Origin of the sequence: Stenotrophomonas acidaminiphila (genome assembly GCF_014109845.1) — a bacterium.
GTDB classification, from domain to species: Bacteria; Pseudomonadota; Gammaproteobacteria; order Xanthomonadales; family Xanthomonadaceae; genus Stenotrophomonas; species Stenotrophomonas acidaminiphila.
In genome coordinates this window covers 1,792,685-1,807,785 of record NZ_CP043567.1, presented here as the reverse complement: position 1 = coordinate 1,807,785, position 15,101 = coordinate 1,792,685, and the positions used below count along the sequence as shown (strand labels likewise).

The window sequence follows — 15,101 nt, the reverse complement described above, 5'->3', positions numbered from 1 at the left end:
CTTACTTGCGCACGCCAACCGGCACCGCCGGAACGTCCGCGATGTCCACCCGTAGCCTGCTTCGCGCTTCGGCGCCCAGGCGTTTGCCCAATGCATCGGACACCGCCTTGGCACGCGCCAGGCCCAGGGCCGTGTTGTAGGCGTCGGAGCCGCGCACATCGGCGTGGCCGACAATGGAGACGCGGCCGCTGCCCAGCCGCTCCAGCGCGGCAGCCACCGTGTCCAGCAACGCTTCGAAGCCCGGCCGGATGGCGGATTTGCCGGTATCGAACAGCACCGTGCCGAGCAGCACGCCCTGGCCATCGATGCCGGCCACCAGCGGCGCGGTGTCGCCCACCTTCGCCCGGGCGACCACGCTCAAGGTCCTGGCCGTGGCCTCGTCGAGCTGCGCCAGCAGGGCGGCCTTGACCGCCGCCGCGCGTTCGAATGCCAGCGCTTCGTTGCTGGCCTCGGCCTGGATCACCACCTCCACGCCCGGGTGCTCGCGCACCTTCGCGGCCATGGCTTCCACCGCCTGCCGGTAGCGCGGCTGTACCTGGGCGCTGCCGGGCGCGAAGAACACTTCGCCCATTTCCATCTCCACCTGGCGCGCGCCGCCCTCGACCGCGCGTTCCGGCAGCTTCACGCCCCAGTCGAAGCGCACCGGCATGCCCGGGGTGACCCGGCGCAGCAGCGGATTGTCGGTGGTGAACGCCGCACCGGTCGGCAGGGTGGACGGATCGACCTTCAGGATGAAGTTGCGACCGCGCTCCCACGCGCCGCCGGGAATGCCGGCCAGGTGATAGCGACCGTACTGGTCGGTTTCGACCAGCAGCCCTTCCACCGACGCGATGCGCACACCGGGGATGCCGCGCTCGTCGATGCCGGCATTGCCGATCACGTAATCGACCACGTAATCGTCCGCACCGCGGGCGATGCGCCGCTCGACGGTCGGTGCCGCCGCGTTCATGCCCTTGGCCGCCTCACCGTCCCGATGGACCGTGGTGACGCCGGCGCGGTCCATGCGCACGCTCACGCCCTGGTCGCTGGTCAGCACGAAGTCGTCGCTGAAATCCAGTGCCCGCAGGCGCTGGCGGACCACCACCTGGCGCGCATCGGCGGGATCGGCTTCGGACTGGCGTCCGCCGATCGCGCCCACGACGATGCCATGCAGCAGCGGCGCGCTGGCGTCGGCCTGCGGCTGCATGCCGTCGCCACGATCCACCGTGGTGGAGTGGGCCACGTACGCACCCGGCGCGAATCCGCCCTGCACGGTGACGCCGGTCAGCGCGGCACTGTCCTGCCAGCCATCGCCATCGCGGTCGTTGAACACCGTGCCGAACACCAGGCTGTCGTCCAGCAGCGGATCGCCCACCAGGGTCACCTCGGCGGTGGCCACGTTGGACAGCGGTTCGCCCTCCAGCGAGCGCGCCTGCGCCTGGTTGACCAGGGTCCCGGCGCGCACGCCCGCCCCCACCCGCATCAGGTACACCAGCCGCGCCTTGCCGCCGGCGCGCACGTCCAGCCCGTCGAAGCGCAGCGGGCGCTGGCCGGCCACGGTGGCGGCATTGTCGCCATCCTCGACCAGCAGCGAACCTTCCACATAGCTGAAGCCCGCCGGCGGGGTGTCGATGACGCTCCCTCCCACCAGGCCGACGGTGCCGCTGTTCTCGACGGTCAGCGTGTAACGCACCAGGTCGCCCAGGCGCACCTCGCGCATGCCGGCAACCTTGGTCACCCGCAGCTGCACCTGGCCGGCGACGATCACGGTCACCGTGGCGGTGACGCAGTTGCCCGGGTTCAACACCTCGCAGATCGTGTACGGGTAGGTGTACGTGCCGGTCGGGATCGCGGTACCGATGCTGATGGTGCCGTCCGGGTTCATCTTCAGGCCCGGGTGCGACGGCACGCCGGGCACCAGGGTGACCTCGCCGGGGCGGATCGGACGCCCGCCGAGCGTGTGCTTTTCCAGCACGCTGGGGGTCGTGCCGCCGCCATCGCCGGACAGCGGTTCGGTGCCTTCGCCCACCGGCTCGAACGCAGGCGCGGTGACCGTCACCGTCACGCTCGCGTCGGCGCAGTTGCCCGGATGCAGCACCTCGCAGATGCGGTAGCCGATGGTGTACGTGCCCGCCGGCGTTGCCGCTGGCACGCTCACCTCGCCCGTGGCCGGATCCAGCACCGGTACCGAGCCACCCTTGACCGGGGTGGCCGGCGTGGTCACGGTGCCGGTGATCTTCGTCGGGTCGACCGGTGCCCCGTCGAGCGTGTCGTTGCCGTAGACATTGCCCAGCGAGGGCGCGCCGGTGCTGCCATCGATTGCCGGCGGCACGTCATCCACCGCGACGATCACCCGCAGCGCCACCACCACCGTCACCGTGGCGGTGTCGCACGCCGTCGCGTTGGGCGCGGCCAGGCACACCCGGTAGGAATAGGTGGTGGTACCAGCGAAACCGGGCGCGGGAACGAAGGTGATCGCGCCCGTCGCCGGATCGATGCTGAGGGTGCCGTCCGGCGAGGTCGCCGTCAGCGTCACGCTGGCCGGATCGATCGCGCCGCCGACGTGGGTGTCGTTGTCCAGCACCGGGGTGGTCACCGGCATGCCGGCCTTGGTCGTGGCGCCATCGTCATTGGCGCGGATGGATACCACCGGCGTGCTCAGGGTCGTGGTGCAGCGCGGATCGGCGGTGCCGGCCGGGCACAGCGGGCCGCTGGCACGCGCGGTGTTGCGGACCAGGCCGGCGTCGGCGTCGGCCTGGGTGACCGTGTAGGTACCCACCAGCTGGCACACCGCGCCCGGGGCCACGCTGGCGCAGACGATGCTGCGTGGCGTGATCAGGGCATCGCTGAGCTCCACATTGGCCAGCGTCGCATTGCTCCTGTTGGTGAGCGTCACCGTATAGGTCAGGACGTCGCCCACGGCCGCGTCGCCGCCGGTGCTGTCCGCGGTCACGGCCTTGCTCAGCTCCTGGTCCAGCGCGTGGGTGATGGGGGTGCGGGTGCTGCTGCTGCCAGTCACTGCCGTCGGTGCCACGCCGGGGGCGGGCGCAGGCGGCAGGCCACGGGCAGTGGCGGTATTGACCAATACCCCGGCATCCACGTCTGCCTGGGTCAGCAGGTACAGGCGCGGGCCGCAGGTCATCGACGCGCCCACGGCCAGCGTGCTGCCCGGGCAGGGCACCGCGCCGCCGAGCAGCGGATCGTTCAACGTGACGCCGGTCAGCGCCACGTTGCCGGCATTGGTCAACACGAAGGTATAGGCCACGATTTCGCCGGCACCGTAGCCGGTCGGCACGCCCGCGCTCTTGACCAGTTCCAGCACCGGGTCCTGCGCGATCAGCGCGGTGGTGACCGCAGCGCTGGCGCAGGGCGTGGCCACCGGGCATGCCGGGTCGCCGCCGCCTGCCACCCGCGCGGTGTTCACCGCATTGCTGCCATGGATGATCGGCGACACGTTGATGGTGATCGTCGCCATCGCATTGATCGCGAGGCTGGCCCGGGGCACGGTACAGGTCACCGTCTGGCCGCTGATGGCGCAGCCGGCGGCGGTGTTGATCAGCAGGCCCGCGGGCACCTCGTCGACGACCGTCGCATCGGCGATCGCGTCCGCCGTCCCGGTGTTGCTCACGGTGATGACGTAGTCGAACGGGACGCCCACGATCGCGCTGGCCGGACCGCTCTTGGCGATCGCCAGTGCCGGCGCGGTGACCGTGGTCGTCGTGATATTGCTGCTGCACGCCGCCAGCGCGGTGCAGACCGGATCGCCTCCCCCACTGACGCGCGCGGTGTTCTGCACGCTGCTGGCCGCGGCCGCCGTCGGCGTGACGTTGATGGTGAAGCCCACCGGGGTGGCGGTCGTCAGCCCCGCCGCGACCGTGCAGGTCACGGTCTGGCCGGCGATACCGCAGCCCGGGGCGGTGTTGATGGTCAGGCCGGCCGGCACGTCATCGACGACCGTGGCGACGGCCGTCGTGTCCGCCGTGCCGGTGTTGCTCACGGTGAGGGTGTAGTCGAACGCCACGCCGACCACCGCCGTCGCCACCGAGGCGCTCTTGGCGATGGCCAGCGCCGGTGCGGTGATCGTGGTCGTCACCGCGTTGCTGGCGCATCCGGCGGTGCAATCCGGATCGCCGCCGCCGCTCACGCTGGCCGTGTTGCTCACGCTGCCCGCGGCCGCGGCCGCGGCCATCGGCGTCACCGGGATCACGTAGGTCGCGGTGTTGCCGGGCGCCACGTTGGACAGGCCGGCGACGATCGTGCAGACCACGGTCTGGCTGCCGGCCGGATCGAGCGCGCAGCCGGACGGCAGGCTGCCGATCGCCAGGCCCGCCGGGACCATGTCGGTCACCGTCGTGGCGGCGGTGGTCGGCCCGGTGCCGGAGTTGGTCACGACGAGGGTGTAGTTGAATGCCGCGCCAACCACCACCGTCGCCGCCGAGGCGCTCTTGGTGACGGCCAGGGAGGGCCGGCCGCCGACCGTCACGATCACCGTATTGCTGCGGCAGGGGGTCGCCACCGGGCAGGCGGTGTCACCGCCGCCGCTCACGGTCGCGGTATTGCTGGTACTGCCGGTGGCTGCCGCCGTGGCGGTGACCCGGATGGTGCGGGTCACCGTATCGGCGGGCGCCAGCGAGGCGATCGTGCAGGACACGACCTGCTGGTTCTGCGTGCAACCGCTGGGCAGCGATGCCGCCACGATCGTCAGTCCCGTCGGAATCGAATCGCTCACCTGCACCGGCGCGGTGGTGGCCAGCGCACCGGTATTGCTCACCTCGATGACATAGTCGAACGAGGTGCCCACCGGCGCGCTCGCCACGGAGGCGCTCTTGCTGACCGCCAGCACCGGGCTGGGGAACTCGATGCGGAATGCGCAGTCGGCCGATACCGGCCCCGTCGTATAGGTGTACTTGCCACCGACCGGGCCACTCTGCGTCACCGCGCAGGTATCTGAAACGACGGTCGGGACGCTGCCGGCCACGTTGGGCGTGACCGTGAAGGTGCCGGTCGAGCCTTCCTCCACCGAGGGCTCACCGGTCCAGGTGCCGCCGATGACGGTGGGCGACACCACCCAGGCACGCGCGAAGACCGCGGTGACGTTCCTGTTGGCCGACCCCATGTTCACGTGGCACTCGCTGCCATTGACCGCCGTGCAGTCCCCCGCGGGATCCCATCGCTTGAAGATGCTCCCGGCACCGGCGACCGCCGTCAGGTAAGCGTCTTCGTTCTGCCCCAGCTGCTGCTGGCTGCAGGCCGCCGCCGGGACAGGAGCCGAGGGGCAGGCCGCCGCGGCAGGCACGGCATCCACCCGCCCGGAACCCGCGCCGAGGGTGTTGACGGTCAGGGTGTACTGGGCGGTACTGACCGGGGTGCTCATGCCGGCCGAATCGTTCGCCGCCACGCTGTCCGTCATGCCCGCCGGGGTCGCCACCGTGACCACGGTGACGACCGGCGTGCCGGCAGCCGCTGCGTTCAACGTGGTGATCGTATAGACCAGGGTCTGGCCCACCGGCAGATTGCCGGTGGTATCCAGCGCCCCGGTTCCGCTGGCCGCGCCGCAGCTGGCCGTGCCCGGCGCGCTGCAGGTCCAGCTGGCTGCGGCGGCATTGGTCACGCCGCTCAACGTGGTCTGACGGATGAGCGCACCGGTGACGTCGACCGGGCCGTGGTTGGTCACCGTCACTTCGTACGTGACGGCTCCGCCGGCGAGGTAGGACGGCACGTTGCCGTTGCCGATCGCGATGCCCAGGTCCACCAGGACCGCCGCGCCGGCGGCGATGCGGGTCTTCACCAGCGGCCCGATGAACGGGCTCACGGTGTTGGCGCGGACGTCGTAGTCGCCATTGTTGATGACCGCACCGCTGCCCGAGGTCGCGGCGTCGGCCGGTACGGTGAAGGTGACCGGGAAGCTGCCGCCGGCGCCGTTCACCAGGTCGCCCACCGGACAATCGATGTAGTCCGCACGCGGCGGGATGCCATCGTGGATGCCGGTGCAGGTGTTCGGGTAGCTGCCGGGGACGAACGCCAGGTACTTGCCGTCCGCCGTGACCGGCGCGGCCAGGCGCACCATCGAGCCCAGCGCGTAGACGCCACTGTTGTTGACGTAGTTGTAGGTATAGGTGACCTGTTCGCCGGGCTTGGTGGTGGACGGCCCCGACGCGGCCACGCTCAGGCCGGGCATCTTCGAGCCGAACACGTCCATGTAGACCTGTGCCGTGTGATCGGCGGCGCCTGGCTGGCAGTTGGAGACGAACACCTTCAGCACCACCACGTCACCGGGGTCCAGCCGGCCATTGCCGGGGGCGATGTCGAAGCCCTGCCAGTTGGTGGAGCGGTAGCTGCCGACCCGGGTCCACGGGATGCCGGCCTGTCCGGCGAAGTTGAACGTCTGGAAGAGCTGGGTGTTGCCCTTGGTCTTGTTGACCACTTCCACGAAGAAGAACGGCTGTTCCACCGCGCTGTGCCCGGCGTCGTAGAGCACCGGCGCCATCGCGAAGCGGATATGCACCTTGCCATCGACGGGATCGACGTCGGCCAGCGTCATCGTGGCCTCCTGCTCGATCGAGGTCGCCTTCCTCGCCTGCCCGTCATTGCCACCGACCAGGGCCGATGCGGTTCCCGAGAACGGGAACTGCAGGATGCCATTGGTGTTGGCCGCGGTGCCGGGCGAGGTGAGGATCTGCGCGCGGTAACCGCTGCCGTTGCCGCCGGTCGTCGTCGTCCCGGTGGCCACCAGCCCCAGTTGCGCGGTGGTGGTCGGCGCATCCGTGGCCAGGACGCTCGGGCGGTTGTAGTCGCGCAGCGTCCAGTCGGAAAAGCTCTGGGTCTCGAAACCGCCGTTCTTGATCTGCGCCTGCGCCGCGGGCGCCACCGCCAGCAGGGAGAACAGGCCCAGCGCCGCCAGTGCCGCGCCGATGCGCGGCCGCCAGCCCATGAGGCCGGCGCGCCGGCATTGCAGCCCCTCGCGCATGGAAGGTGCGGTGTTGACGGGGGGATGAGCTGAAGCCTTCATGGGCGGTACCCGTGATTCGAATGCGGCATGTGGATTGGAAGAGCGGCCACCCGGTGGCCGCGGCTCGCGGTGCCCGCGGGACGCGGGGCCGGGGCAGGTGATGTCATTCAATGGGCATGGCCCTGGACGCGCGCGGCATCGTCGGCAACGTTCACCGTGATGCCGTTGGGCAGGAGCATGTCGCCGGCGCGCTGCCCGGCACCGCAGCGCCCCAGCCAACGCCCCTGGAACCGCACCGGGCCGACGTTGTTCTGCGGGGCCTGCGGAAACCTGACGCTGAAGGTGCCGCCATAGACCGACTGCAGGTCGCCCCACAGTTCCATGCGTCCCTGGACGGGGCTTTGATGGGTGCTGCAGGTCGTGGCGATCTCATGGCCGCCCCCCTGCCCGGTGCGCCGGGTGACCTGCGTGCGGCTGCAGTTTTCCTGCGCCGGCAGCAGCGCCAGCAGCATGACCGGCTCCACGGCGGTGCTGGTGCATTGGCGCACCGTCACCTCGGGCTGCATCGCGCTCCCCGGCCCCTGCGCCGCATGCGCGGCCAGGGTCACCTCCCACAGTCCCGGCTTGCGCGCCGGCAGGCTCGACCCGGTGGCAGGCGAAGCGCCCTTGGCAGCCGGCCCGGCCGCTGCGACGCATGGCAGCAGGAGCAGCAATGCGCCCAACAGGCGCAACAGGTGCGCCGGGCGCGGCAAAGGCGTACCCGGCAGGCGCGCGAACGCGGCCCGGGCAGCATCTTCAAGCACTGGAACCATCAAGCCCCCATCTTCAAAGCACTACCCGCCCGTGCCGCCATCCGTTGCCGGGAAAGGTCGAAATACCCACCCGCGCGCACACCCGCCGTCGCCGCCGTTCGGCAGCAACGCGTTACATGCAAGACAGAAGCCCCCTTCTCGGAATTGAGCGGTCGCCCGCATTCCAATTCCTACATGGGTCACATTTTCACGTGGATTTCACGAAATTACAACGGCCACGTGTCGCCTGCCGTTTGTCGTCTTCCAAGGGGGGCAAACTACGCGGCATCCCCATCGGCGCAAAGCGGGCGAAGCGGCGGATGACCCGTGGCGATGGCCGGCCCGGGCGCCACCTGCCGCCAGGTGCACGCCGCGCCGCGACAACGCGCACGCCGCACCGCCCATGGGCATCCACCAATGATCATCTGCGCACGCGCGCCCCGAGCGGGCGCGCCATGCATGGCCGTCTCCACGACAATCGGGCAGCGGAAAGCCAGGGCAGGCCCGCACTGTACGGCGGCACCCGCCGCCCTGCCCGTCCACCGGCAGGGCCATCGGCCGGGCGCCGGCTCAGCGCGTGCCGGAGATCTCCACGCCATCGAGCCCCTGCGAAAGGGTCTTGGCATCGCCGCCCTGCGAGAGCTTGATGCGCAGGCGCACCTCGTTCTGGGAATCGGCATGGCGCAGCGCGTCGTCGTAGCTGATCTCGCCGGCCTGGTACAGCTCGAACAGGCTCTGGTCGAAGGTCTTCATGCCCAGCTGCACCGATTCCTTCATCACTTCCTTGAGCTTGTGGATCTCGCCGTCGCGGATGTAGTCCTGCACCAGCGGCGTGCCCAGCAGGATCTCCATCGCCACCCGGCGCCCCTTGCCATCGGGCGTCGGCACCAGCTGCTGCGCCACCACGCCCTTGAGGTTGAGCGAGAGGTCCATCAGCAGCTGGCTGCGGCGGTCTTCCGGGAAGAAGTTGATGATGCGGTCCATCGCCTGGTTGGCGTTGTTGGCATGCAGCGTCGCCAGCACCAGGTGGCCGGTCTCGGCGAAGGCAATGGCGTGGTCCATGCCCTCGCGGGTGCGGATCTCGCCGATCATGATCACGTCCGGCGCCTGGCGCAGGGTGTTCTTCAGCGCCGCGTCCCAGCTGTCGGTATCGATGCCGACTTCGCGCTGGGTGATGATGCAGCCCTCGTGCTTGTGCACGAACTCGATCGGGTCCTCGATGGTGATGATGTGCCCGGTCGAATTCTGGTTGCGGTAGCCGATCATCGCCGCCAGCGAGGTCGACTTGCCGGTGCCGGTGGCGCCGACGAACAGGATGATGCCGCGCTTGGTCATCGCCAGCGTCTTGATCACCGGCGGCAGGTTCAGCTCCTCCACCGTCGGGATCCGCGTCTCGATCCGGCGCAGCACCATGCCCACCTGGTTGCGCTGGTAGAAACAGCTCACGCGGAAGCGGCCCACGCCGGACAGGCCGATGGCGAAGTTGCACTCGTGGGTCTTCTCGAACTCCTCGCGCTGCGCCGGCGTCATCACGTTGAGCACCATGTCGCGGCTCTGCTGCGGGGTCAGCGGCGTCTGCGTGATCGGGCTGATCCTGCCATGCACCTTCATCGACGGCGGCATGCCGGCGGTGATGAACAGGTCCGACGCCTTCTGGTGCGCCATCAGCTTGAGGAACGAAGTGAAATCGATGGTGCTCATAACGGGCTCCTGTGGAACCTTGATCTGCAGGCCGGCGCCGCCCCCTCCCCCGGGGCCGACGGCGTTGCCGGTACCGGACTGTACGCCTTCCACGGCGCAACGGCGACGCGGCGTGCCGCGTCGTCACCCCGCCTTATTCGAACAGGCGCCGGTCCTTGGCGTACTCGCGGGCCTGGTTGCGGGTGATCAGGCTGCGCTTGACCAGGTCCTGCAGGTTCTGGTCCAGGGTCTGCATGCCCGCCTGCTGGCCGGTCTGGATGGCCGAATACATCTGCGCGACCTTGTCCTCGCGGATCAGGTTGCGGATCGCAGGCGTGGCCACCATGATCTCGTGCGAGGCGATGCGGCCGCCGCCGACCTTCTTCAGCAGCGCCTGCGAGATCACCGCGCGCAGCGATTCGGACAGCATCGAGCGCACCATCGGCTTCTCGCCGGCCGGGAACACGTCGATGATGCGGTCGATGGTCTTGGCCGCCGAACTGGTATGCAGGGTGCCGAACACCAGGTGGCCGGTCTCCGCGGCGGTCAGCGCCAGGCGGATGGTTTCCAGGTCACGCAGTTCGCCCACCAGGATGTAGTCCGGGTCCTCGCGCAGCGCCGAGCGCAGCGCCTCGTTGAAGCCGTGGGTGTCGCGGTGCACTTCGCGCTGGTTGATCAGGCACTTCTGCGGGGTGTGCACGAATTCGATCGGATCCTCGACGGTGAGGATGTGGCCGTATTCGTTCTTGTTGATGTGGTCGACCATCGCCGCCAGCGTGGTCGACTTGCCCGAGCCGGTCGGGCCGGTGACCAGGATCAGCCCCTGCGGCTGCTCGATCAGCTGGCGGAACACCGGCGGGCACGCCAGGTCCTCCAGGGTCAGGACTTCCGAGGGAATGGTGCGGAACACCGCGCCGGCACCGCGGTTCTGGTTGAACGCGTTGACACGGAAGCGCGCCAGCGAGGGAATCTCGAAGGAGAAGTCGACCTCGAGGAATTCCTCGTAATCGCGGCGCTGCTTGTCCGACATGATGTCGTACACCAGGGCATGGACCTGCTTGTGGTCCAGCGCCGGGATGTTGATGCGGCGCACGTCGCCGTCGACGCGGATCATCGGCGGCAGGCCGGCGGACAGGTGCAGGTCCGAGGCCTTGTTCTTGACCGAGAACGCCAGAAGTTCAGCGATGTCCATACGCTGTGTTTCCCCGAGGTTGCGGATGGCTGGAAGGTGTTTCCCCTGCCGCGCAGTATAGCCCTCCGGCGTAAGAGGTCGATCCACCGCTGCCGATTGCAGGCAACGCGTCACAGCGGCTGCCGCGCCGGCCCGGAGCGGACCGGCCTTCCCCGCCGCGGACCGTGCCCGGACGCGGCCGCGGCGGCCGCCGGGCGCCCCCCGGCCGCGGGGCTGGCTACACTGTCCGGCCGGGCGGCGCCTTGCGGCCGATGCCCGGGACACGCCCCCCGATCGCTACGAGGCCTGCATGAGCGGCAATCACCCGACGTCCCCCCTTCCCGCCGGCATCACCTTCGTCGGCGGCGGCAACATGGCCCGCAGCCTGATCGCGGGGGTGGCCCGGGCCGGCATGCCGGCCGCCGCGATCGAGGTCGTGGAACCCCAGGACGCCCTGCGCCAGGCGCTGCAGCACGAGCACGGGGTGCGTACCGCCGCCGCCGTCGCTTCGGCGGCGCTGGACGCGCAGGTGGTGGTGCTGGCGGTCAAGCCGCAGGTGATGGCCGCGGTCTGCGCCGAACTGGCGCCACGGCTGCGCGCCGGCACCCTGGTCGTGTCGATCGCCGCCGGCGTCACCCTTGCCGCCCTGCGCGACTGGCTGGGGGACACCGCGGTGCTGGTCCGCGCCATGCCCAATACGCCGGCGCTGCTGGGCGCCGGCATGACCGGGCTGTACGCCGGTGCCGAGGTCGCCAACGCCGAGCGCCAGCTCGCCCAGGCCATCCTCGCCGGTGCCGGGCAGATCCGCTGGATCGAACGCGAAACCCTGATGGACGCGGTCACCGCCGTTTCCGGCAGCGGTCCGGCCTACGTCTTCGCCCTCGCCGAGGCGATGGAGGACGCCGCCCGCGCACAGGGGCTGGCCGATGACGCCGCGCGGCAGATGGTGGTGCAGACCATCCTCGGCGCGGCGCGCATGCTCGCCGAGGGCGGCCAGAGTCCCGGCGCCCTGCGCCAGGCCGTCACCTCGCCCAACGGCACCACCCAGGCCGCGCTGGAAACCCTGGCCGGCGGCGGTTTCCACGCCCTGGTGGGCGACGCGGTGGCCGCGGCGGCGCGGCGCGGGCGGGAGCTGGCCGGCGCCGGCTGACACCGGCCGCCCGCCGGCGGCACCGCCGCCGCGCATCACCGCGGACCGCCCGGCCCGCTATCGCCGACGGCCACCGCCCACCGGCGCGGACCCGCTCAGCGGTGGTCGGCGCCGCCGCCGTGCATGCGCAGGTCCTGGCGCAGGATGCGGCGCACCTCGAGCATCGCCTCGGGGGTTTCCTGCACGCTGTGCCCGGACAGGATCACCTTCTCCGACAACGCCCCGTCCAGGTGCGCGCTCCAGTACGGCACCAGGCCGTCATCGGACGCCTCCAGCGGCATGTCCGCCTTGCGCCGGGCAATGACCGAGTGGTACTTCAGCCCCGGCGCCATCGGCAGCGCGGACGAGGCGCTGATGAACGGATCGGTCGCCTTGAGGTTGTCGATGCTGTTGCCGATGCGCGGCGGCTTGGACGTGTCCGCGGACGGCTCGACGTCCTGCATGGCCAGGAACACGTCCTCGAACTTGCCCAGGATGGTCAGCGGCAGCCGCACCAGCTTGCCGATCAGGCGCCCCAGCCGGTTGCCGGCGATATCGGTGCCGCGATGCGGCGAGGCGATGAAGATCGCGCGCCCGACATCGGGCTGCGGTGAGAAGCGCGCCAGCGGGCCGAGCCGGGCCTCGACCCGGCGCAGGCGCTCGCCGCGCAGGTTGAAGCGCTCCACCGCGCCGTTCCACAGGGTGTCGCCCGATTCGCTGAGCATCAGCCGCGCGATCACCCCGCCCATGCTGTGGCCGATGAACACCATGTCGCGCGTCGCCGCCGCGGTGCGCCCCGGGTCGAAGTGGTCCAGGGTCCGGTTGAACGCGTTGCTGACGGTGTAGCGGTTCAGCGCGATCGGCGCGTTGGTCGGGTAGTACACCGACCAGATCTGGTAGTGCCGGCGCATTTCCGGATCGCCCATGATCTCGTTGGCGAGGTTGACCCAGGCCTCCGGGCTGCTGGCCAGGCCGTGCAGCATGAAGATGATGCGCCGGTCCGGGTCGTACGGCTGCATCAGGTAGATATGCGGCTCGCGTATGCCCTCGCCGCGGCCGAACAGGGTGCGAAGCGACTCGGTGGCGAACCCCGACTGCGCCATCCACAGGCCGTAGGCGGCGGTGAAGTTGGCCGCCAGCGGCACCTCCTGGCCTTCCAGCCGGAGGCTGGTGGTGGTGTCCGGCGACCATGCCTCCAGGCGGATCTCGCGCGTGGCCAGCACCTCGTCCAGGGTGCCGCCGCCAAAGCGCAGCAGCGCGGTGGCGTTGATCGCCGGCATCTCGCTGAACACCGGCGCCGCGACCGGGCCGGCGCCGTCCACCGGAACCGCCAGCGGCGGCGCCTCCATCACCACCACCAGCTCGGCGCCGAACCCATCGCGGCGATAGGTGCTGCGCAGGCCGGCAAAGCTCACCGAGGCGGCCGCCACCAGCTGCCGCGGAACGCCGTCCAGCTGCAGCCGGTCGAAATCTGAGCGGATCGTCCAGCGGTCCACCTGTACCGGACTGCGGTAGTCGGCGCCCTCCAGCACGCGGGCGCGGGTGTGCTGGAACACCACGGCCGCGGTCTGCTCGGCGGCGTAGTTGTAGTAGTCGCGCACCTGCGTGAGCCGGTCCTCCAGGGCGCGCTCGGCCGGCGTACGCCCGCTGAAGAACAGGTAGGCATAGGCATAACGCGCGGTTTCCAGCCAGGCATCGAGCGCGGCATCGGACAGCGGATTCGCTTCGCCCACCCGGGCCCGCGGCGTCAGCGCGAGCGCCTGCTGCATCCACAGTTCGGCCAGCGTGGACAGGCGCTGCTCGGCCTGCAGCCCGTCGGTGGTGGCAACGGTCTGCCGGCATGCGGGCAGGTCCCTGGCGCACTGCGCGGCGGTCAGCCCGATCACGCTCAGCGACTCCTGCGACAGCGCGCTCAGGCGTCCGCTGCTGAGGATGTCCTCGCGCTTGAGCATCGCGTAATCGGCCGGCGTGACCTGCTTGACCTTCACCATCGCGCAGCCGCTGGACAGCAGCAGCGCCGCGGCGAACACCGGAGCCAGCCAGTGGCGCATGCGCGCCTGCAGCCCATGCGTCATGGAACATGTTCCTCGGCAATGCCGGGCACGCCTTGGCGGATCCGGCGGGAAAAATCGGCCACGTCGCCCGCCTCGCGGGCACGCTGGGTGATGCGGCCGCGCGCGCGCAGCGTGGCATAGGGCACCCCCGGAACCAGCCCACCGACATCGTCGGCGTACTCGGCCAGGTAGCCGGAAAGCAGCAGCCGGTAGTCCAGCGGCAGCGTCGGCACGACCCGGCGCATCAGTTCGTACACGATGGTGGTGCAGTTGCTGGTCAGCGTGTTGTAGAACGCAGGCGCCCGCTCCAGCGCCTGCGCCTGCGCGACGTAGTCGCGCAGCAGCGCGCGCATCCCGTCCTGGTCCAGGCCGTGCAACCGGTAGAGATAGACGTCCTCGCCGCGCACGCTGGTGCGCACCTGCACGATGTCGCGTTCGTCGGCGGCCACCAGCACCGCCTCGAACCTGCGGAAGAAGCCGCCCAGCGCCGAGAACGATTCGCCGCGCTCCTTGCGGATCTCCAGCGAGAACACCACCTGCCGGCCGTCGGCGAAACCGAAGGAGACCAGCGTGTGCGCGATCGCCGGTCCCATCCAGTAGGACAGGATCAGGTCGACCGAACGCACCTGCGCCAGGTCGTACTCGCGCCGCTCCCAGTGCACGTCGTAGTCGTCCTCGCCGCGCCAGTGGAAATCGCGCACGTTGTCCAGCAGCAGGCGCCCGCCCTCGATGCGCGCATGCAGCGGCTGGGCGACGTCATCGGCCCATTGCCGATCCTGGCGCGGCTGGATCGTCGCCCACCAGCCCAGCAGCAGCGCCAGTGCCGCGGCGAACACCGCGAGCGAACGCCAGCGCCGCCGGCACGCAAAGCACGCGCGCAGCGCCCACACCCCGGCAATGCCCCAGAGCAGGATGACCACCCCCCGGGCCACGGTACCGCCGGGGAACTGGAACCACAGCGCCAGTCCACCCCACGCGCCCATCGCCAGGCAGGCGAGCACCAGCCCGGACCGGCCCAATCCACGCAGCACCCGGCCCCGGGTCACCGCCCTAGCTGTCGCCAAGCACGCCCCCACGACCGTCCGCCAGGCCTGTACGGCCGTCCCGCCTTCCACACCACCTGGCCGTACCTTCGCCCGCCGCCACGATCGCTCCATCCTGTTCCGTACTCTGGCGGCGCAACGATAGCGTGCAGGCGGCGGAAAGCCGAGTGAAACCTGTGCTTGCCACGCGGGCCGCAAGCCGGTGCGCAGTGGTCGCGGCCAGCCGGGGGCGGCCCACCGCCTGCGAGCATCGCAGCGCCGTCCCGAAGCGCACCCGCGCAGCGCGGCCATGGCCGGCTGTAATG

The 15,101-nt window shown here is 70.4% G+C and carries 7 protein-coding genes; 1 reads left to right on the top strand and 6 read right to left on the bottom strand.

Translation table 11 applies throughout. The features are described from left to right. Nucleotide 1: 1 nt before the first annotated feature. The 4 genes from F0P95_RS08265 to F0P95_RS08250 form a co-directional block, all read right to left on the bottom strand. Entirely contained in the window at nt 2-6,988 is a 6,987-nt protein-coding gene (locus tag F0P95_RS08265) for a DUF7507 domain-containing protein (RefSeq protein WP_182336485.1), read from the bottom strand. Nucleotides 6,989-7,095: 107 nt separating this feature from the next. Continuing rightward, the gene (locus tag F0P95_RS08260; RefSeq protein ID WP_182336483.1) at nt 7,096-7,731 is read right to left on the bottom strand and encodes a DUF3617 domain-containing protein; all 636 of its coding nucleotides are present in this window, start codon (nt 7,729-7,731) and stop codon (nt 7,096-7,098) included. A gap of 558 nt (nt 7,732-8,289) precedes the next feature. Further along, nucleotides 8,290-9,420 (bottom strand): PilT/PilU family type 4a pilus ATPase, encoded by a 1,131-nt coding sequence (locus F0P95_RS08255; RefSeq protein WP_182336481.1) that lies wholly within the window; start codon nt 9,418-9,420, stop codon nt 8,290-8,292. Nucleotides 9,421-9,553: 133 nt separating this feature from the next. After that, nucleotides 9,554-10,591: a type IV pilus twitching motility protein PilT gene (locus F0P95_RS08250; RefSeq protein WP_104938226.1), complete on the bottom strand. Its 1,038-nt coding sequence runs from the start codon at nt 10,589-10,591 to the stop codon at nt 9,554-9,556. A 289-nt stretch (nt 10,592-10,880) separates the two neighbouring features. Here F0P95_RS08250 and proC point away from each other — a divergent pair, with 289 nt between their 5' ends. Beyond that, nucleotides 10,881-11,720, top strand: coding sequence for a pyrroline-5-carboxylate reductase (proC, locus tag F0P95_RS08245; protein WP_182336479.1), 840 nt, complete (start codon nt 10,881-10,883; stop codon nt 11,718-11,720). A 95-nt stretch (nt 11,721-11,815) separates the two neighbouring features. On the opposite strand, the gene F0P95_RS08240 is transcribed toward proC, so the two are convergent. Together F0P95_RS08240 and F0P95_RS08235 are read right to left on the bottom strand one after the other, a co-directional pair. Next, nucleotides 11,816-13,774: an esterase/lipase family protein gene (locus F0P95_RS08240; protein WP_182336477.1), complete on the bottom strand. Its 1,959-nt coding sequence runs from the start codon at nt 13,772-13,774 to the stop codon at nt 11,816-11,818. Beyond that, nucleotides 13,771-14,736 (bottom strand): Lnb N-terminal periplasmic domain-containing protein, encoded by a 966-nt coding sequence (locus tag F0P95_RS08235; RefSeq protein WP_182336875.1) that lies wholly within the window; start codon nt 14,734-14,736, stop codon nt 13,771-13,773. The genes F0P95_RS08240 and F0P95_RS08235 overlap by 4 nt, the downstream gene beginning before the upstream one ends. Nucleotides 14,737-15,101 lie beyond the last annotated feature (365 nt).

Bases quoted from the DNA above. Each gene is read 5' to 3' on its own strand.
- F0P95_RS08265 (WP_182336485.1), bottom strand. From the start codon at position 6,988: ATGAAGGCTTCAGCTCATCCCCCCGTCAACACCGCACCTTCCATGCGC.
- F0P95_RS08255 (WP_182336481.1), bottom strand. From the start codon at position 9,420: ATGAGCACCATCGATTTCACTTCGTTCCTCAAGCTGATGGCGCACCAG.
- F0P95_RS08250 (WP_104938226.1), bottom strand. From the start codon at position 10,591: ATGGACATCGCTGAACTTCTGGCGTTCTCGGTCAAGAACAAGGCCTCG.
- proC (WP_182336479.1), top strand. From the start codon at position 10,881: ATGAGCGGCAATCACCCGACGTCCCCCCTTCCCGCCGGCATCACCTTC.
- F0P95_RS08240 (WP_182336477.1), bottom strand. From the start codon at position 13,774: ATGACGCATGGGCTGCAGGCGCGCATGCGCCACTGGCTGGCTCCGGTG.
- F0P95_RS08235 (WP_182336875.1), bottom strand. From the start codon at position 14,736: ATGGGCGCGTGGGGTGGACTGGCGCTGTGGTTCCAGTTCCCCGGCGGT.